Source organism: Cohnella sp. (assembly GCF_041640265.1).
Classification (GTDB): Bacteria; Bacillota; Bacilli; order Paenibacillales; family Paenibacillaceae; genus Cohnella.
This window is the reverse complement of the sequence record NZ_JBEQAP010000077.1, coordinates 1-17,656: the sequence shown is the minus strand read 5'-3', so window position 1 is coordinate 17,656 and position 17,656 is coordinate 1. Positions and strand designations below refer to the sequence as shown.

The following is a 17,656-nucleotide window of genomic DNA, read 5'->3' as shown; positions in this document are numbered from 1 at the left end:
CTGGACACCATAACCCAGGAGGCGGATTCATCGGAGCGTTATTGACCGCATCCTCGCTCATACTCTTGACTTTGGCTTACGGCATCAAAACTATGCGAGAGGTTGTCCCTCTGGATTTCAAAAAGTTGACCGCATTGGGTCTGCTCGTAGCCATTTTAACAGGGATCGGCTCTTTCGTATTTGAAGTTCCGTTCCTTAGCCATTCCTATGGCTATTTCAACCTGCCGCTTCTAGGCGAAACGGAACTTGCAACGGCGGTTCTTTTCGATCTTGGCGTTTTCATGACCGTAGTGGGAATTACGATGACGATCATTCTTGAAATCGGGAGGGATAAATAGCGATGGAACTATATATGTCCTTATCCATCGGAGTTCTATTCGCGGTAGGCGTATATCTTATCTTGACCCGAAGCCTGCTTCGAATCATTCTGGGAACCTCGCTGCTCACGCATGGCGTTCACCTGTTGTTATTAACGATGTCTCGGCTGAAAACAGGGGCGCCTCCCTTGCTTGGAGAGAAAGCGGCGGCCTACGTCGATCCTTTGCCTCAAGCGCTCATCTTGACTTCGATCGTCATAAGCTTTGGAGTGACCTCCTTCTTCTTTGTCTTGGCTTACAAAGCTTATCAGAAGCTGGGAACGGACGATATGGAGCAATTGAGGGGGCAAGACGATGAGCAATAACCTGCTTGTTCTTCCGTTGCTGATCCCTCTGTGCACAGCCGTCCTCCTTCTTTTTTTGAACAATCGGATCATTCTCCAGCGATGGGTCAGTATGATTGGAATCCTGCTCGGCGCTGTCGTCTCATGCTGCCTTGTCATGCAGGTCCGCTCCGAAGGCGCTCAAGTGCTTCACATGGGAGGTTGGCTGCCTCCCTACGGCATTGTATTTGTTGCCGATATGTTTGCAGCGTTGTTGACACTCACGACCGCGATCGTCGCCGCATGCTGTTTGCTTTATTCCTTCGGATCAATTGGAGAAGAAAGGGAACGCCATTACTATTATCCCTTCTTTCAGTTTCTGCTTGTCGGCGTCAACGGTTCTTTCCTGACTGGCGATTTGTTTAATCTGTTCGTCTGCTTTGAGGTTATGCTTATCTCCTCCTATGCCTTGATTGTATTGGGGGGCACCCAGCGTCAGCTTCGTGAAACGCTCAAATATATTCTGATCAATATTTTGTCCTCAACGCTGTTTGTCGCTGCAGTCGCCTACGTGTACGGCGTAGTAGGCACATTAAACATGGCCGACTTGTCGCTGAGAATCGCAGAGGCGGGCCAAGGCACTATTCTGACTGTGATTGCTTTGCTGTTTATGATTGTCTTTTCATTAAAAGCCGGTTTGTTCTTGTTTTTCTGGCTGCCGGGATCATACAGCGCTCCGCCGGCTGCTATTACAGCGTTATTTGCGGCACTGCTGACCAAAGTGGGCCTGTATGCTCTGATTCGGACGTTTACCCTAATCTTTCATACAGACCAGATCGACGTTCAGAACTGGTTTCAATGGATGGCCATTGCGACTATGCTGCTCGGGGCGTTCGGTGCAGTGGCGTATGACGACATTCGGCGCATTATGAATTACAACGTAGTGATCAGCGTCGGCTTTCTGGCGATGGGTCTGGCTGTCTCGTCCAAGGATGCGCTGGATGGAGTCGTCTTTTACCTTATTCACGATATGTTGGCTAAAGCGTTGCTGTTTATTCTGGGCGGACTGATCGTACAGGCTTCTGGAACCGCCAGCTTGAAACAGATGGGCGGACTAATCAGGAGTTACCCTTTAATGGGCGGCCTCTTTTTTATAACCGGATTAGCGATAGCGGGCATTCCCCCGTTTAGCGGCTTCCCCGGCAAATTCCTTCTGCTTCGAGGAGGCTTGGGCGAACAATATTACGGATTGTCCGCTGTCGCTCTCGCTTCAAGCCTGATTGTGCTTTACTCCCTGATTCGTATTTTCGCATGCGCTTTTTGGGGGGAGAGAACCGAGACTAGAGAGCAAATTCCCGTCATTCCCAACAAGTCACTGTTGCCGGCGATTGCACTAAGCTTATTGGTTATCGGCATAGGCTTCGGTTCAGAATACGTATATGGATGGGTATCCTTGGCGGGAGATGTTCTGGTACAGCCTGCCGATTACATGGATGCCGTATTAAGGAGCAGATAAAATGGCGCTGCAAATTCTGTTGAATTTAATTATTGCATTCACATGGACATTTCTGAACGGCGTATGGTCGAACTTGCAATTTGTTATCGGTTATTTGTTAGGCATTGTTCTCATTGGACTATTTCGACGCTATTGGTCTCATGAGTTCTATATCCAGAAGGTTTGGAAAATTTTTAAGCTGCTCGCGCTTTTTAACAAAGAATTACTCTTGTCCAGCTTCGATGTCATCAAGCATGTTCTGAAGCCTCAATTCACCATGCGCCCAGGTATCATCGAATACAACACGGAATTGAAATCGAATTGGGAAATTACCCTGCTTTCCTGCCTCATCTGTCTGACTCCTGGAACGCTTACTTTGGACGTATCTGCAGATAATCGGACGTTGTATATTCATGCCATGGATATTCAAGATGCGGAAAAGCTCTCCAAACAACTTAAGGATTCTTTTGAAAAAGCTATCATGGAGGTGACAAGAACATGATCGATTATTTTCTGATGATTGCCCTTACCTTCTTGTCGCTCGCGATCCTCGGATGCATGTATCGACTATTGAAAGGTCCCTCGATACCGGATCGAATTGCAGCGCTGGACACCATAGGAATTTTACTCCTCTCCATGGTTGCCATCCTGTGCGTCCTGCTGCGAACGGCAGCCTATTTGGACATCGTACTGGTCATCGGCATACTTACCTTTATCGGAACGACGGCATTTGCGCATTTTATAGAGAGAGGGGAGGTTATGGAGTATGGAGATGATCAATCTGGCAGCTGAAGCACTGATCGGAACCTTAATTGTGCTCGGTTCGATGATCGGCCTGATCAGCGTGCTGGGACTCATCCGTTTTCCTGATGTTTATTTAAGATCGCACGCGGCTACCAAGAGCGCAACGCTTGGCGTCTTGCTTATACTGGCAGGAGTATTTCTTTATTTCATGCTCTATTTGGACCATATCAGCGCCAAGCTCCTGCTGGGCATTGTCTTTGTATTTCTTACCTCGCCTGTAGCGGGACATTTGAACGGGAGAGCCGCGCACCGTTCAGGCGTTGCCTTATGGAATAGAAGCGTCCGGGACGATCTTAAGAAGTCCTTGCATCAGAAACAGGACTAAGCAAAATGGACAGGATTTAGTAATAGTCCGTTAGAAACTCTGCAATATCCTTGTTGATTTTTATCATTGACACCCTATATTATGGCAGGTTATGATTTGTTTAAACGTTCAAACAAAGATGGTGTTGAGAATGAAAAACGCAACTGGAGATACGAAAAATAAAATCATCGATGCTGCTTACCGGGTGCTGGCCGAGCAAGGCTTCGAGAAGGCTTCGACTAAAGAGATTGCCAAACAAGCAGGTATATCGCAAGGGCTGATCAATTACTATTTTTCGAGCAAAGAAGATTTGATGTTTGAGATTTTTCATTTGGAAAGCGCTCGTTACATTGAAGAAATGAATAAGATCTCGGAAATACCGTTGAACGAAAATTTTATTCGCCATGCGTTAGCCGTTCCTAAAAATATGGTGCATCAGTACCCGGACTGGCATCGTCTTCGCTTTGAACTGTTTGCGATCGGTTTAAGGAGCGAAGCCGGACGCAAAGAAATTCAACAAAGCCTTGAGGCCGGTAAACAGCAAGTGTTGAAATCGTTGAACATGCTGCCGTTAAAAGAAAGTATAAATAAAAAAGCGCTGGCATCGATTATTAATGTAACCATTGACGGTTTGGCTCTTGAGCAGATGGCCGATCCTGACTTCGATATTGACACTGCATACCTTACTTTAATCGATCTATTAGAAACCTATTTGATAAAGAATTAATTTTTTTTCGCAAAATACTGTTTAAACGTTCAAACAATTTATTCATACGGAGGAGATAGGCTTGATGAACCCTACCTTTCATCTTGTTTTTTGGTTACCTTATGTCGTCTTGCTCATCCACACCATTGAAGAAATTCCCGGTTTTGCAAAATGGGCCACACGACACTTCGCGCCCCTGTCATCTTACAAGCATGTCCTCATTCAAGTCTGCATGATTCTGCTGGTTCTGTTAGTCTCCTACAAAGCATCCCTTATCGGTTATAACGGCATTTGGGTCGTATTAGCGGCGGCATTTCAACTACATATTGGCATAAACGCGCTTTTCCATGTCGTAACCACAATCGTGTACAAGGAGTATTCTCCGGGTTTACTAACAGCCGTTACCTTATCGCTTCCGTCCACCGTATTCTTCTTCCATCAAATATACTCAGGCAGCAGATTAACGACGATCGAGCTCGCAATTGCTCTCATTGCAGGAACGATCATTGGAGCAAGCGCCATTGGCACGTTATTTCTAAAACCAAAAAAATAACAGAGAGAAGGCAATGAAATGTGGATTTCAGCCATAATCATACAAACTATACTGATGTTTTTTTTTCTTGGTGTCGGGCGTGGGGAAAGTATCCGGATTGTCTATGCATGTCAATAACTTCACTAGACTGCAACTGCCGCAGTGGTTTCGCGTCGTAACTGGAACGGTGCAGCTTATCGGAGCAGCAGGGCTGGCGGTAGGTTACTTCTATTCTCATTGGGCAATGATTGCCGGGTTATGGCTTGCCGTAACCATGGCTGGAGCTATACTGGCTCATGTGCGTGTCAAGGATGGCATTAAGCAAATGATGGCGGCACTCATTCTACTCTGCCTAACGGTGGTATATTTAGTTTGTTTGATGCAAATAGACCGCTAACTGCCCGTCGCACAAACAGAGCCCTTGCTTTCGCAGGGCTCCATTCCTTTCAAATTCGACTAACAATCTGTTGCGATAGTTAACGCGTTGCTAAGCTCCTTCAACCCTATCTCTTTTGCGATACCCAATATAGCCAACAACCATCAAGGCCATACTGATCACTGTCATCGTAATAAAGATTGCTGCATCAAACGGATCTATCGGTATCCGAGGAACCCAGCTTTGAACGGCTGTTTTCGAGAACCATTCCGGTAAGTCCAAAATGCCGCCAAAATAGTTTAAGACAAAAGAATAGCCAAGGTAAACATAAACCGCTTTGCCTAATCTTGGCGCCCAACCTAGAGCTAAAGCGGCAAGACCGATAAAGAATAACACGGCAGGCAGGAAGTTATAACCTGCGGCGAAAAAATCCCCCATATTCATGGGCGAGCCGTCGCCCAATGCGGAAAGGGCCGCCCCGCCAAGTCCGCTTGAAGCCAACAAAATGCCAACGATTCCGGCAACGATGGCCAAAATGACACTCGTCCAATAGAGCTGAGCCCGTGTCACCTTGGTCGCATAAAGCTGGCTGAGATGCAGTCGCGCTTCTTCCGAGAAAAGTTTGTTCACGATCGCAATCGGCAAAATGGACACCAATCCGATCATGACCATCATAATGGTCCCGGTAAAGGCTTCTTCGATGGACACGCCGGATATCGTAAACATTTGGCTCATCATTTCATTGCTTTCAAGGAAAGTCTGCATATCTCCATAAATCGAACCATAGGCGGCTCCAATGATGACGAAAGCAATCAACCAGCTGATCATTACGCCTTTGTTCAGCTTGGTAAACAGGCCGGGTACGGATAGCAAGGTTTTTTTCGCCGACTCCGGACCTTCTCTTACAGGCAAATAACCGGCGCCCATATCCCGACCGCCTTCAAGGGCAAAAGCAATGGCCACGACAATGACGCTGAAGACGATAGCCAAAATCAGGGGGACCCAATTGTTTTCCGTAAACGGATAAGTCAGATAGGTCCACCCCATCGGATTGATTATCGAGAAATCAACATTCGACACATCCGTACCGGCGCGAAAAATATAAAGCAGTCCAATGATCCCCAGCGAAGAACCCGTTGCGCCGGATGATGTTGGCATAATCTGCGCCATGACTAATGCGATTGCGGCTCCCATAATTCCGGCCATCCCGATGGATGCGCCGAACAAAAGGGATCCTTCGACCGAAAGGGTATCTAAGCCATAGCTAGCCATAGCCCCGCCGATAACGAGCGCTAATACCATATTGATCATGACGACTTCGGCGATCACCGCAAGCGAATTGGCTTGACGGCCTACTTGAAAGGAGCGGACGAGTTCAGTAAGCCCAAGATCTTCTTCTTTGCGAGTATGACTTACCACATGCAAGGCAGCGATTATCATCGCAAACAAACCGCAGAATAACAGCATTTCGTGCGCATACATCGCACCCAAAGTATAATCCGCTGCGGTCTCAATCGGCGTAGGACCAACCATGGATATCATGGCAGGATTTTGCAAGGTTTCATACATCCCCTGCAAACCTTGCCCCTTGCCGATTTCTTCGAAAGCCGGAACAAATGCGGCCGAGAACAAGCCTAAACCTAAAACCCAGATGATGATTTTTTTCCAATCACGTTTCAAATATTGGACGAATAGTACACGCGAACGCGCAAATTTTTCTTGCATCCCCATCACCTCCGTATCCGCTCTTAGACTTCGTAATGACGCATGAACAAGTCTTCAAGCGTAGGCGGAACCGCTTCGAACTTCTTAACGCCCAATTTTGCCGCTTCGGACAGAATATCATTGATAAATTCATTATCCGCGGAGAATGTCGCTTGATTCCCTGTTTGCTTGAAGTCATGGACCCCGTTAACGGATGCCATTCTAACCACATCACCATCAGATACTAAAGTAACCGTAGATCGAGTTAAGTGGCGCAATTCATCCAATGTCCCGGTTTCCACCACTTTGCCTTGGCGAATGATGACCACCTTATCGGCTAGTCGTTCCACTTCGCTTAAAATATGAGAGGACAGTAAGATGGCCTTTCCGGCATTCTTGATTTTCTCGACTTCATCCTGGAAGACGGCTTCCATCAACGGATCAAGACCGGAAGTCGGTTCGTCTAAAATATACAAATCGGAGTCAACGGACAAAGCTGCAATCAAGCCGACTTTTTGCCGATTTCCTTTGGAATAACCTTTGGCTTTCTTCTTAGGGTCCAGTTCAAAACGATTGATCAAATAGTCGCGTTTATTTTTGTCGCCGCCGCCATGCAATTTGATGAATAAATCGATAATTTCGCCGCCTGTTAAGCTGCCCCAAAGAGCCACGTCCCCTGGAACATAAGAAATTCGTTTATGAATTTCAAGGCTCTCCTTCCATACATCCTTGCCGAAAATTTTCGTATCACCGGCATCCCGATTGATAATTCCGAGCAAGGTACGAATCGTTGTCGATTTCCCGGCGCCGTTTGGCCCGATAAAGCCGACAACTTCCCCGGCATTTATCGAAAATGACACATCCTGCAACGCTTTAAATTTCCCGAACTTCTTCTGCAAGCCCCGTACTTTTACGATTTCTGTCATGGCACTAAAACTCCTTTAACTAGTTTTAGTAACGTGCTTTCCAGTTTAAAGCAAAGCATCATTGGGCAAAATAACGAACTATTATATTGTCTTTAGTTCGTAAATTCTGAAATTAAGGCTTTGTTTTAAACCAAAGTTCATTTACAAATTCAGTTATATACCCTTTTACAGGTTTAGTCAATTCAAAAAACATAAATTTAGAACTATTGTTCATTTGATAATTCGTAACTATCTATATATAATAATAGGAAGGAAAAATACGAACTAAATCTTCCCGAAAACATTTTTAGTCATCATCGTTAGAAAGCAGGAGTAAGGAATGAATGGTTTTGAAAAGAGAACACAAGAGAAGAAAAATCAAGTTCTAGAAGCAACATTTCACTTGATGAATACCGATGCCGGCATCGAAAACTTAACAATGGATGAGATCGCTAAACATTCCAATGTTGGCAAAACAACGATTTTTAAGTATTTTGGGAGCAAAGAGAACCTGATTCATGAGGTTTTTAAGTATTTTTTAAATCGACTGGGGGATACGGCCCGAGAAATCATGGCCGAAAATAGACCTTTCGAAGAAACGCTCATTGCCATGAGTCAGAATAAGATTCATTATTTGGAAAAAATCAATAAGCGGTTTTACTTGGAGTTGATGGATTATTTTACGAAGAAGGATGATGAAGGTTCATCCTTGATGATGCGGCAATATGCCCAGTCAAGCTTAAGTCTGATGATGGATTTATTCCACCGCGGGCGTAAAGAAGGCAAGGTTGATCTGAAATATTCGGATGAATTTCTTTTGGTTTATTTCCAAGCGCTAGTTGAAGGGATCTCCAGCCCGCACATCTACCCCAAAATACTCCCTTATACCTCCCAGTGGACAGAATTGCTGATTAAAGGTATTGCGCCAAGTAAGTAAACCATACGGAAAGCTGACCAACGTATGGAATGGCAAGCTTGGGCTGTCCCATAAGTAAACAGAGCCGTACTGAACGATTATCGATGGAATGATGTCATGAGGCAGTCTCCAGGAGATAGATGCCCCCGCTTTTTTTCATAGCCCGAATGTCACCGCCTGGTCAGGACGACGAAATCAGGCCAGGCATTTCGCTCCGATGAGAGAAATGCCTGGCAACCGAATTACTGAAAAACCTTCAGGGCATCGAGAAGCATGTAAGTCCCCGATTTCTTGACTGCTTTGATCGTATGGGTTCCGCTCGTCGGCCAGGATACGCTATACACGGTTTGCTGCGCGAGACGGGTCGGATTAGCGGTATCGATCGTGTGCATCAGCACTCCGTCCACGTAAATATCGATCGTTCCTTGCGACGCTTCCGTCTCCGAAATGAAGTCGATGCCCTTGCCCGTAAACGTATACGTAAAATAATCGCCGTTCGTCGTCGTATATTTCACGTCGTCTCCGTAATCTCCGTATCCTCTGCCCGTACTGTCATGCCAGGTACCGCTATAGGAGATACCCGCCGCATCGTTATTCAAGACGGAAACCGCCTTGTACACCTTAAAGGCGTCAACGTTCCCGTAGGAGTTCGTTTTGTTAACGATTTTGATCGTATGCACGCCGTTCGTCAGCCCGCTGGCGCTGTAGACGACCTGCTGCAGCAATCGCGTTTCGTTATACAAATTTACGTTTTGCTGGAACGCGTTGTCGACGTACACATCCACGTTGCCCATGTCCCAATTTTTCTCGCTTATATAATCGATCCCGGTACCTGTAAACGTATACTCCGCCACGGCTCCGATGACGTTGGAGAAATGCCCGTCGTTGTTATAGTCGCCTAAATCCCTGTCGTTGCTGTAAAACCAGCCGTTGTCGTAGGACATGGACGCATGATCGTCGTTCACGGTCGTTGTGCTGTCGCCATTCCCGACCGAGAAATGCAGAATGAAGTATCGCTCGCCGCCTCCGGTCGGGTAAAAGTCCCTCGGGTAGAAGAGATAGAAATCGTTGCCGACGACCGAGTTATCGTCCGACGTCCCTTTGGAGACGCTCATGAACGTCGAGTAGGCGGGACGGAAGTTGATTCCGGGCCGGGCGGCGTCGATGACGGTTTCTTCGCCCCAGTTCAGTCCGTCCGTAGACGAGTATAGGAGCAATCGGCTGTTCCCCTCGTCGTTGACCGTAATCAAGTATTTGCCGAGCCCGGGTACGTAAGCGGCATCCGAATGGAAATCGCGCAAGTTATGTCCCGCGTAGTAGTCGATGTTCGCCGCGCCGCCGGCGGTCAGCGTCGCGATATCCCCTCCGGGGATAATGTTCGAACCCGTGCCGCCCATTCCGGCCTCCGTCCACGAGCCTTCGTTGTACTTGTAGAACGGTGTCGTCGTGTTCGCGTCTATCGCTGTTTTGATGGTGGAAAGCGATGCCTTCGCGACGCTTAACCGCTTCTCAGTACCGGTTTGTTCGCTGTAGTAGACGTATAGATCCGAACCGACGACCAAGTATGGCGTGCCGGCGATGTTGCCGGATGCCGAATTGATCGGCGGACTTTGGCTTTGCCAGGGCTCCTTGTAATTAACGTGAGGACTGAGCACATCGCCGAGGTACTGCCAATTCAACCCGCCGTCCGTCGATTTGGCCAAACCGATATAGAAACAATCCTGCGTCGAGTCGGACCAGTATCGTTCCCGGTGTACGAGTCCGAGCAAGGTACCGTCGGCGTATTTGTAGACGCCCGCCATCCACGTCAAGCCGTCCCAGCCGTTATGATTGATGCTAACCGGGCCGACGCGGTTCTGATAGGGATTCGTCGGAGGACCGTAATACAATTCGTAAGCATCCCACTTGGCATTGAGCACGTACAGATTGTTGGAATCCTTCTTCCAAGTAAGCAAGGACGCGTCGGCGAACGGAATCGTCACTCCTCCGACCACGTCGTCGACCTTATAAACGTATTTTGCCTCGTCTACGGTCAGTCCGGCGACGGCCGCATGAGCTGGCTTCCCGACGAACAACGCTGCGGCTAACAAAGCTATCGAGAGGAAGAGAATCATTCCCCGGACTTTCGTTTCCTTCTTTCTACCGATCAAGTTCAACATAAGCTACTCCCTTTCGTCTTTGGGATGTGCCAATGCTTCTCTACCCCTTAACCGCTCCGGCAGTCATACCGGAAATAATATACTTCTGCCCGAGAAGATACACGATCAACGTAGGCGCCATGATCAGCATCGCGCCGGCGAACAACAGATCGTGTCTGGAGTAGTAAGCACCAATAAACTGATAAAGCTGTAGAATAACGCCCCACTTATCGGACTGAGTCACGAAGTAGAGCGGTAGAACGAAATCGTTCCAGCACGTGACGAAATTAATGACCATGGCGGTAACGGTGACCGGCTTGAGTAAAGGAAACAGGATGCTCGCATACCTGCGTATCGGCCCGGCTCCGTCCACCACCGCGGCTTCGTCCAGGTCCGCCGGCAGATTGCGAATAAAGCTGTTGTAGAGAAAAATCGTAAAAGGCATGAAGCTGGCCGCGTAAAGCAAGATGATGCCCGAATACGTGTTAATGAGATTCAGCGCCTTCATCAGCTTAAACGTCGTCACCATGTTCATCGGGGCGATCATACCGACCAGGAACAAATTGAAGATCAGCCCGTTCGTCCGGGTTTTTCTCCTTACCAAAATATAAGAGGCCATGGACGAGAAGACGGCGCAGACGATAATGGAAGAGAAGCTGAAGATCGCGCTGTTCAGAAACGCTCTCGGGACATTCGCGTTTTGGAGAACGGTCTTGTAGTTTTCAAAATGGAATACGGTCGGCAGCTTGGCTGTCAGCATCTGCACTTCCGTTGCGGACTTGAGCGAATTGACGATGACGAAGTACAAAGGGATAAAGATCAGAAGCGTGGACAGCCAGAGCGCGACCTCGATGACCGTGCGGGTTGCCGATTTACGTTTCATGAGACGTCCACCTCGAATTTCTTGAACAAGGCGTTAACTCCGAAGTAGGCGAGGGTGACGAATAAGAACAAAATCAGCCCCATAGCCGTCGAATAGCCGTACGCACCCTTGGAGAACTCGTTCAATACGGTCACGTTCAGCACTTCCGTCGAACGGATCGGACCGCCGTTCGTCAGGACGTAGACCAGATCGAACACCTTAAGACCGCTGATCATTCCGAACAACGTATTGAGGACGATCGCTTGATACAGGTAGGGCAAGGTGACGTATAGCAGCTTGTGCCTGCCTGCAGCCCCGTCGATTTCCGCCGCTTCGTACATTTCCTTCGGCACCATCTGAAGCGCTGCGAGGAAAATCGCCATGGCGAATCCGGATGCCCTCCATACTTCCACCGTCGCGACCGACCAGATGGCGATTCCCGGCTCCGCGATCCAGGAATGCGTCCAGGAGTCTAGCCCGACTATCCGTAAGATGCCGTTCAAGATGCCGTCGGGACTGAAAATTTCCGAGAACATAATGCCGACCAAGACGATCGAGATCGTAATCGGGAGAAAGAAAACCGCCCGGAGCACGTTGCGCGTCCGAATACCTTCTTTCAGAAGAAGCGCGAGAATGAGCCCGAGCACAATCTTCAGCACGGTCGTATAGACCGCGAAGACCGCCGTGTTCTGGAACACGTCCACGTTCCCCGAAGCGCTTCCGAATATTTCCTTGAAATTATCGAAGCCGATGAACTTCACCGTGCTGCTGATGGCGTTCCAATTGGTGAAAGCGTAGTAGAAGCTGGCGACGTTAGGAAATAGAAATAAAACGGAATAGAGCAGCAACGCCGGTACAAGCAAATATTGCGGGTACATTCTTCTAGTCAGTTTATTGGTGGGCATGGCTTCGCTCATCCTTCGCAATGCGGACGCTCGTCGCGGGCTCGCCGTCAGCTCGCGGTAAACCTAATTCCTCGACGAGCGTCCTTTCTGTTTATTGAGCTATTATTGCGCTTGCGCGGTGAAGATTTTCTTCCGATCGTTGTCGATCGCCTCAAGCACCTGCTTCGGTGTTTTTTGCCTCCTAGCAGCTCTTGGACGTAGTTGCCGACACTCGTGTTGTCCCAGAAACGGATGCCCGTCTCCATCGTCGTGTTGACGTTTCCGTCCGAGTTCGAGCGCAGCGACTTTTCGAAATCCGCTTGAATCGGCTCGAATCCATTGAACGCCGGATTTAATCCGGAAGCCGCATAGTACTTCTCGAGCACTTCCGGCCGGCTGATATAGCTCAAATACTGTTTAGCCGCTTCGATATTTTCGCTCTTCTTGTTAATGACCCGAATGATCGTTCCGTCATAGACGGCGAGCATCTGGTTGTCCGCGAAAGGCGTAGGGAATTCTCCGAAGTTGGCGAAATCGAAGTCCGGGTACTGCCCTTTGGACTGAACGTCCATATTCGAGGGAACGAGGAACATCGCGTATTTTCCCGTTTGCATCGTCGGCATGCCTTTGTCCCACGTATTCGAGAACGCTTCTTTTCCGAAGAAGCCTTTATCGTAGATTTCCTTGTACTGCGTCAAGAAGGTTTCGAATTCCTTGACGTCGATATAACCGGCTTCGTCTTTGTTCAGCTTATCCATCAAGCCGGGATTGTTCTTCTCGGCAAGCGGTCCCATCAGCGCGAACCAAATGCCGGAATGCCAAGTATCCTTGAGCGGTTCGTAGAGCGGCGTGATGCCGTTAGCCAGGAGCTTCTCGCACACGGCGACGAAGTCGGCATACGTCTTCGGCACTTCCAAGCCTTGCGAGGCGAAAATTTGCTTGTTGTACATAATGCCCCAGCCGGCGTTCTCCCCTTCCGGGTTCCAGCCGATCACTTTGCCGTCGTAAGTGCCGTCCCGTTTAGCCGCAGGGGTCAGCGTCGATACCCAATCCTCGTCCGACAGGTCGAGAAAGTTTTCGTTCGGCAGAAACTGCGCGGCGTTCGCTTGCGGCCAGATCAGGGAAAGATCCGTGCCGACGCCGGCGGACAGCTTCGACTTCAGTACGCTCGCATACTGGTCGACCGGCGTAATCTGTACATCGACCCTGATTCCCGTCTCTTTCTCGAAATCCTTGATGATTTCTTGGTCGATCGGCCGAATCCACGTGTCTCCGCTGGCGGCCGTAAGCGTGAGCGTCACGTCTTTTGCGGGCTTGACCGATGCTTCCGGCGAAGCGGACGGCGATAACGACGACTCCGCGGTGTTGGCGCTATTACCTCCGTTGCTTCCGCAACCAGTCAGCAATACCGCCGCAATCAGAACGGCGGCAGAGAGAATTCCCATACGACTTTTTTTGAATGACAAGCATAACCCTCCTTCGACTTGTAACGCCAAAAAAAGGTGATAAATCTTATCCCTCCGGAAGAACGATGCTTAAATCAAGCGCTTACATGAAGTATACACGGTGCGAAAAAGGGGGTAAATGTACAATAAAAGACGCGCCGCGTGTAAATTTTTAACCGATCCTCAGCAAAAAACAGGGCGGAACGCCCTGCTCTCCGAATGGTCTACTTCATGGCCGTCTTGAACTCCGTCGGCGTTCGTCCGACGTGGTTCTTGAACACTTTGCTGAAATAATGCTGATCGTAATACCCTACCATCTCCGCGATAATCTTTAAATCCAGCTCCCGATGCTCGGCTATGAGCCGCTGCGCTTCCTCGATGCGCAGCCGGATCTGATACTTCAGCGGAGTTTCCGATTTGTGCTTCTTAAAGATTTTGGTCAGATAGGCGGAAGTAAAATGAAAGGACTGCGCCAGTTCCTCGAAGCTGATATCCTCGGCGTAGTGCATTTGCAAATAGCGTTCGATCTTGTTCGATAGCTCCGCCGTATCGTCCACGTTCGACGGCGCGCTGAGGGCCGACTCCAACAGGCCCCAAACCGCCTGGCAAACCTCATCGAAATCGACGGCAACGCTGATCGCTTCCAGAATGCCGGCTTCGAGATCGCGGCTTTCTCCGCGCTCGGTCCGATCGTCGCGTAGGGCGATTCGTTCCGCGATTTCGATTATCGCTTTCTCCGCTTTTCTCTGCGGAAATTCCTTTTCATTCCACAACCGAAACTGCTGGAACAGCAACTGTTTCAGCTTCTCCCCATGGCCGACGTTCGCCAGCGCCTTCAGTTGATTGTGTACGCTCACTGTCATCGGATTCGCTCCGTCGTCTTCCCGCCCAAGCTCTCCGGTATCGCAAATCACGGAGGAGCGACCAAGAACCGTGCGATTTTCCAGCCCGCTTCGTAATTCCTGGGCGACCTGCCACAGCTCGCTGCCGGTAACGGCGTTCCGTTTAGGGACGCTAATATTGACCGGATACGGCTTTACGATCTCGATCAAACGGTTCTTCAGTTTCTCGGCTGCCAGCTTAACGTCCGCGGCCTTTCGTTCATCCGCAGCTACGATAAGGAACTTCTGGTTGGACAGCTTCTCGTCGATCAGCCACCAGCTTGCCGTTTCTCCGGCCGTCTCGCCCACCGCGCGCTGCCAGTCGATTCGGTCCCACATGGCGGCATAGAACGGCGCCCGATTCAACGAAGTCACATGATTACACAAGTGGCCGAGGCCGACCAAGAAGATCTGATAGCCGGAATGAGCGGTCAAGAAATCGATCTCTGTCTCTCTTCGGTCACCGAACAGTCCGGCGGAAATCCAATTCCGTTCGACTTGATCGTTCTTCGGCACGATGACGTCCCGAACTCTGTGAAGCGTTTCTTCCAATACTGCGGCATCAAGCGGTTTCAACAGATAGTCCATGACTCCGTAACGCATCGCCTGCCGCGCATAATTGAACTCGTCGTACCCGCTGAGGACGATAATCGGCATGTCCGGATACGAAGCTCTGGCCTGACGAATCAGCTCCATGCCGTCCATAATCGGCATCTTGATATCGGTTACAAGGACGTCGGGACGAAATCTCTTGAGCTGCTCGCAGCCGTCTCTCCCGTTAAAAGCTTGGGCCATGACTTCGAACCCTGCGTCGCTCGCTTCTATTTTTTTCACGATATTCTCCAGAATGATCGTTTCGTCCTCGACGACGACGGCTTTGAATGTTGTTCCGCCCCTCATGCGCCAACTCCCATCCGGTTGCGTAGACCGCCTATCGTGACGGAAGCCCCTCCCGCCGGATTATTCTTCATATCGAAGATCATCCGATCCTCGTAGTAAAGCTTGAGCCGCGTGTAAATATTGGCGAGTCCCATCCCGTTCAGTCCGATAGAGGGAATGCTTGTCAGATCGTCGATCTCGCCGAACTTCCGCTTCAATTCCTCTAGGGCCGCGGGATCGAAGCCTCCGCCATTGTCCGACACGGTCAACATCCACCCGTCGGTAAGAAGCCTGCCCGTGATGCGGATTGTCCAAGGGGGTCGAACGTCGATCGCGTACTTCAGACAGTTCTCGACAAGCGGTTGAACGACGAGCTTCGGAATAGCATAGCGTTCCATCGCTTCGGGAATGTGAATCTCGCACTCAAGCCTATCCCCATATCGCTCCTTCATTAACGAAACGTATTCCTCCGCGTGCCTGATCTCCTCGCTCAAAGGAACGGCGCTAAAGTTCGTGGAAGACGTGTACCGAAGGATATGGGATAATCCCCGGCAGAAGCGGACGGCATCTTCGTTTCGGCCTTCCTCGGACATAATGCCGATGACCGACAACGAGTTGTAAAGGAAGTGCGGATTCATCTGGGACTGCAGTGCAAGCAGCCGCGATTGCAGCTCATGCGACCTCGCGGATACCGCTTCCTCCAACGACTCCTTCAGCCGATCTCTCATCTCGATTATCGTCCGGTTCAGTTCCTCGAGCTCGTCGAATTGGCTCCGAACGATCATATTCTTCGGGGGAACGAGGGAGTCCAATTCGAGCGTCCGCAGCAATTTGCTGATACGCTTGATCGGCGTCGACAAGCTCCTGGAGACGAAGTAGGTCACGATGAGCGTGAGGATGAGCGCAACGATTCCGAACGCGATAATGTTGCGGTTAAACGTCCGGATGGGCTCGGTCAGCGAGGATTCCGGCTCCAGCAGCAGCACGAGCCACCCGGAGACACCCGACTGGACGTACACGCCCATGCTTTTCTTATGATTCAGCGGATTGTCGACGGTGATCTCGCCGGTCGGAGAGGTCGACTTCAAGGCGACATCCCGGAAGCCCTCGATGATCGCCGTCGTAGCCGCGTCGTTCCCGTAGGGATAGATGACGTTCCCTTGCCGGTCCAGCACGTACACCGACTTGGTCGACTTCTTGTCAGAGCGGGACGAGAGGACGGCTTTTTGAATGATATTATCAAATACACTGTACTTCTGCTGGACCTCGACGATATTGTTATTCTTCATTCCGTACACTTCGGCGAAGGACATGCTGACCGAGATGATCGGTTCGGAAGACTCGCTGCCCGCGTCCGTATGAGGCGGAGAAATATACTTTCTTCCGTTCTGCTTGAAGGTTTCCTGAACCCAGCTTTCCTGAAGCAGTTGCGCGCGGTCCCCGTATCTGGAGAAATACTGGTCGCCATACTCGAACACGAAACCGTCGTTGCGGTACAAGTTGACCTTATGAAAATTCGGAATCGGCCCGTTAATCGAGAGAATGCTGTTGGCCAAGAGGTTGCGATCCCGATTCTCCTCGGACGGATCGTTGCTTTTCTTGAAGAGCGCATCCCGGACCGGATTGGAGGAAATGACTTTGAGCGCGGTGGAATAGATGGCGTTGAGCTCCAGATCCAGCGTATCCACGATATTGGAAGAGATCTGGTGCATGGACTGCGAGGACTCGGAACGCAAGATCGGCGTCATGTAATAGCTGAACGCCAGCAAGAAACAGAGGACGATCGCCGCTATGAGAAGCGAGTATCGGAAGAAGATTTTAGCGTTGATGGTTTTTAACCTCAAGGTGGCGATCGCCTCGTTTCGGATCTGGTTACCGTAAATATCGCGACGCGCCTAGTATAACATAAACCATAGAAATAGATTATTATTTTCGATTGGCCGGTCGCGCCCATGGGTAACCCGAGAGGCGCGATCCGGAATTCAACGAAGAGCTGCCGGGAGAATGGCCGTTTCGGCATACGTTTTTATGATACTATTTAAGAAAAGACGATGATTCCTGAAAGGAATTGGCTGTGTGAATAATAGAAAGTTTCTCACTCTAATTATGATCGCTATCACTCTCTTGACCACGTACTTTGTCCTTCATTCCTTTCGTGTATTCGACTCCAATACTTTCGCGGCGA

18 protein-coding genes are annotated in these 17,656 nt (G+C 49.6%); 10 read left to right on the top strand and 8 right to left on the bottom strand.

What is annotated here, in order from left to right:
* From ACESLK_RS28450 to ACESLK_RS28410, 9 genes are all read left to right on the top strand, one after another.
* On the top strand, positions 1 to 338 hold a 338-nt coding region (locus tag ACESLK_RS28450), incomplete at its 5' end, for an MnhB domain-containing protein (RefSeq protein WP_373233196.1).
* Between the two features lie 2 nt (positions 339 to 340).
* A complete protein-coding gene (locus ACESLK_RS28445) occupies positions 341 to 682 on the top strand; it encodes a Na(+)/H(+) antiporter subunit C (RefSeq protein ID WP_373233195.1) in 342 nt (113 codons plus the stop codon).
* Entirely contained in the window at positions 672 to 2,156 is a 1,485-nt protein-coding gene (locus ACESLK_RS28440) for a Na+/H+ antiporter subunit D (protein WP_373233194.1), read from the top strand. The genes ACESLK_RS28445 and ACESLK_RS28440 overlap by 11 nt, the downstream gene beginning before the upstream one ends.
* Before the next feature lies 1 nt (position 2,157).
* Positions 2,158 to 2,637: a Na+/H+ antiporter subunit E gene (locus ACESLK_RS28435; RefSeq protein ID WP_373233193.1), complete on the top strand. Its 480-nt coding sequence runs from the start codon at positions 2,158 to 2,160 to the stop codon at positions 2,635 to 2,637.
* Positions 2,634 to 2,927 carry a Na(+)/H(+) antiporter subunit F1 gene (locus tag ACESLK_RS28430; protein WP_373233192.1) on the top strand — a complete coding sequence of 98 codons (294 nt, stop codon included), beginning with the start codon at positions 2,634 to 2,636 and terminating at the stop codon, positions 2,925 to 2,927. Before ACESLK_RS28435 ends, ACESLK_RS28430 begins: the two co-directional genes overlap by 4 nt.
* The gene (gene mnhG / locus ACESLK_RS28425) at positions 2,902 to 3,264 is read left to right on the top strand and encodes a monovalent cation/H(+) antiporter subunit G (RefSeq protein ID WP_373233191.1); all 363 of its coding nucleotides are present in this window, start codon (positions 2,902 to 2,904) and stop codon (positions 3,262 to 3,264) included. Before ACESLK_RS28430 ends, mnhG begins: the two co-directional genes overlap by 26 nt.
* Before the next feature lie 130 nt (positions 3,265 to 3,394).
* Complete coding sequence (locus tag ACESLK_RS28420; protein ID WP_373233190.1) at positions 3,395 to 3,970, top strand: TetR/AcrR family transcriptional regulator; 576 nt, start codon at positions 3,395 to 3,397, stop codon at positions 3,968 to 3,970.
* A gap of 64 nt (positions 3,971 to 4,034) precedes the next feature.
* Positions 4,035 to 4,502: an HXXEE domain-containing protein gene (locus ACESLK_RS28415; protein WP_373233197.1), complete on the top strand. Its 468-nt coding sequence runs from the start codon at positions 4,035 to 4,037 to the stop codon at positions 4,500 to 4,502.
* Positions 4,503 to 4,572: 70 nt separating this feature from the next.
* Complete coding sequence (locus ACESLK_RS28410) at positions 4,573 to 4,878, top strand: DoxX family protein (protein ID WP_373233189.1); 306 nt, start codon at positions 4,573 to 4,575, stop codon at positions 4,876 to 4,878.
* 90 nt (positions 4,879 to 4,968) lie between these two features.
* On the opposite strand, the gene ACESLK_RS28405 is transcribed toward ACESLK_RS28410, so the two are convergent.
* Both ACESLK_RS28405 and ACESLK_RS28400 read right to left on the bottom strand, forming a co-directional pair.
* Positions 4,969 to 6,582, bottom strand: coding sequence for an ABC transporter permease (locus ACESLK_RS28405; protein WP_373233188.1), 1,614 nt, complete (start codon positions 6,580 to 6,582; stop codon positions 4,969 to 4,971).
* 23 nt (positions 6,583 to 6,605) lie between these two features.
* On the bottom strand, positions 6,606 to 7,487 hold the full coding sequence (locus tag ACESLK_RS28400) for an ABC transporter ATP-binding protein (protein ID WP_373233187.1): 882 nt from the start codon (positions 7,485 to 7,487) through the stop codon (positions 6,606 to 6,608).
* 319 nt (positions 7,488 to 7,806) lie between these two features.
* Between ACESLK_RS28400 and ACESLK_RS28395 the strand changes: the two genes are divergently transcribed.
* Entirely contained in the window at positions 7,807 to 8,403 is a 597-nt protein-coding gene (locus ACESLK_RS28395) for a TetR/AcrR family transcriptional regulator (protein WP_373233186.1), read from the top strand.
* 221 nt (positions 8,404 to 8,624) lie between these two features.
* On the opposite strand, the gene ACESLK_RS28390 is transcribed toward ACESLK_RS28395, so the two are convergent.
* The 6 genes from ACESLK_RS28390 to ACESLK_RS28365 form a co-directional block, all read right to left on the bottom strand.
* Positions 8,625 to 10,541: a hypothetical protein gene (locus ACESLK_RS28390; protein WP_373233185.1), complete on the bottom strand. Its 1,917-nt coding sequence runs from the start codon at positions 10,539 to 10,541 to the stop codon at positions 8,625 to 8,627.
* A gap of 40 nt (positions 10,542 to 10,581) precedes the next feature.
* A complete protein-coding gene (locus ACESLK_RS28385) occupies positions 10,582 to 11,403 on the bottom strand; it encodes a carbohydrate ABC transporter permease (RefSeq protein ID WP_373233184.1) in 822 nt (273 codons plus the stop codon).
* A complete protein-coding gene (locus ACESLK_RS28380; protein ID WP_373233183.1) occupies positions 11,400 to 12,287 on the bottom strand; it encodes a carbohydrate ABC transporter permease in 888 nt (295 codons plus the stop codon). The genes ACESLK_RS28385 and ACESLK_RS28380 overlap by 4 nt, the downstream gene beginning before the upstream one ends.
* 47 nt (positions 12,288 to 12,334) lie before the next feature.
* Positions 12,335 to 13,732 carry an ABC transporter substrate-binding protein gene (locus tag ACESLK_RS28375; protein ID WP_373233182.1) on the bottom strand — a complete coding sequence of 466 codons (1,398 nt, stop codon included), beginning with the start codon at positions 13,730 to 13,732 and terminating at the stop codon, positions 12,335 to 12,337.
* 203 nt (positions 13,733 to 13,935) lie between these two features.
* Positions 13,936 to 15,492: a response regulator gene (locus ACESLK_RS28370; RefSeq protein ID WP_373233181.1), complete on the bottom strand. Its 1,557-nt coding sequence runs from the start codon at positions 15,490 to 15,492 to the stop codon at positions 13,936 to 13,938.
* Positions 15,489 to 17,315, bottom strand: coding sequence for a cache domain-containing sensor histidine kinase (locus ACESLK_RS28365; protein ID WP_373233180.1), 1,827 nt, complete (start codon positions 17,313 to 17,315; stop codon positions 15,489 to 15,491). Before ACESLK_RS28365 ends, ACESLK_RS28370 begins: the two co-directional genes overlap by 4 nt.
* Positions 17,316 to 17,656 lie beyond the last annotated feature (341 nt).

What these genes read in the sequence shown, in the direction of transcription:
- ACESLK_RS28405 (WP_373233188.1), bottom strand. Translation starts at nt 6,582, where the DNA reads ATGCAAGAAAAATTTGCGCGTTCGCGTGTACTATTCGTCCAATATTTG.
- ACESLK_RS28445 (WP_373233195.1), top strand. Translation starts at nt 341, where the DNA reads ATGGAACTATATATGTCCTTATCCATCGGAGTTCTATTCGCGGTAGGC.
- ACESLK_RS28395 (WP_373233186.1), top strand. Translation starts at nt 7,807, where the DNA reads ATGAATGGTTTTGAAAAGAGAACACAAGAGAAGAAAAATCAAGTTCTA.
- ACESLK_RS28380 (WP_373233183.1), bottom strand. Translation starts at nt 12,287, where the DNA reads ATGCCCACCAATAAACTGACTAGAAGAATGTACCCGCAATATTTGCTT.
- ACESLK_RS28415 (WP_373233197.1), top strand. Translation starts at nt 4,035, where the DNA reads ATGAACCCTACCTTTCATCTTGTTTTTTGGTTACCTTATGTCGTCTTG.
- ACESLK_RS28440 (WP_373233194.1), top strand. Translation starts at nt 672, where the DNA reads ATGAGCAATAACCTGCTTGTTCTTCCGTTGCTGATCCCTCTGTGCACA.
- ACESLK_RS28430 (WP_373233192.1), top strand. Translation starts at nt 2,634, where the DNA reads ATGATCGATTATTTTCTGATGATTGCCCTTACCTTCTTGTCGCTCGCG.
- ACESLK_RS28370 (WP_373233181.1), bottom strand. Translation starts at nt 15,492, where the DNA reads ATGAGGGGCGGAACAACATTCAAAGCCGTCGTCGTCGAGGACGAAACG.
- ACESLK_RS28390 (WP_373233185.1), bottom strand. Translation starts at nt 10,541, where the DNA reads ATGTTGAACTTGATCGGTAGAAAGAAGGAAACGAAAGTCCGGGGAATG.
- ACESLK_RS28420 (WP_373233190.1), top strand. Translation starts at nt 3,395, where the DNA reads ATGAAAAACGCAACTGGAGATACGAAAAATAAAATCATCGATGCTGCT.
- ACESLK_RS28385 (WP_373233184.1), bottom strand. Translation starts at nt 11,403, where the DNA reads ATGAAACGTAAATCGGCAACCCGCACGGTCATCGAGGTCGCGCTCTGG.
- mnhG (WP_373233191.1), top strand. Translation starts at nt 2,902, where the DNA reads ATGGAGATGATCAATCTGGCAGCTGAAGCACTGATCGGAACCTTAATT.
- ACESLK_RS28400 (WP_373233187.1), bottom strand. Translation starts at nt 7,487, where the DNA reads ATGACAGAAATCGTAAAAGTACGGGGCTTGCAGAAGAAGTTCGGGAAA.
- ACESLK_RS28435 (WP_373233193.1), top strand. Translation starts at nt 2,158, where the DNA reads ATGGCGCTGCAAATTCTGTTGAATTTAATTATTGCATTCACATGGACA.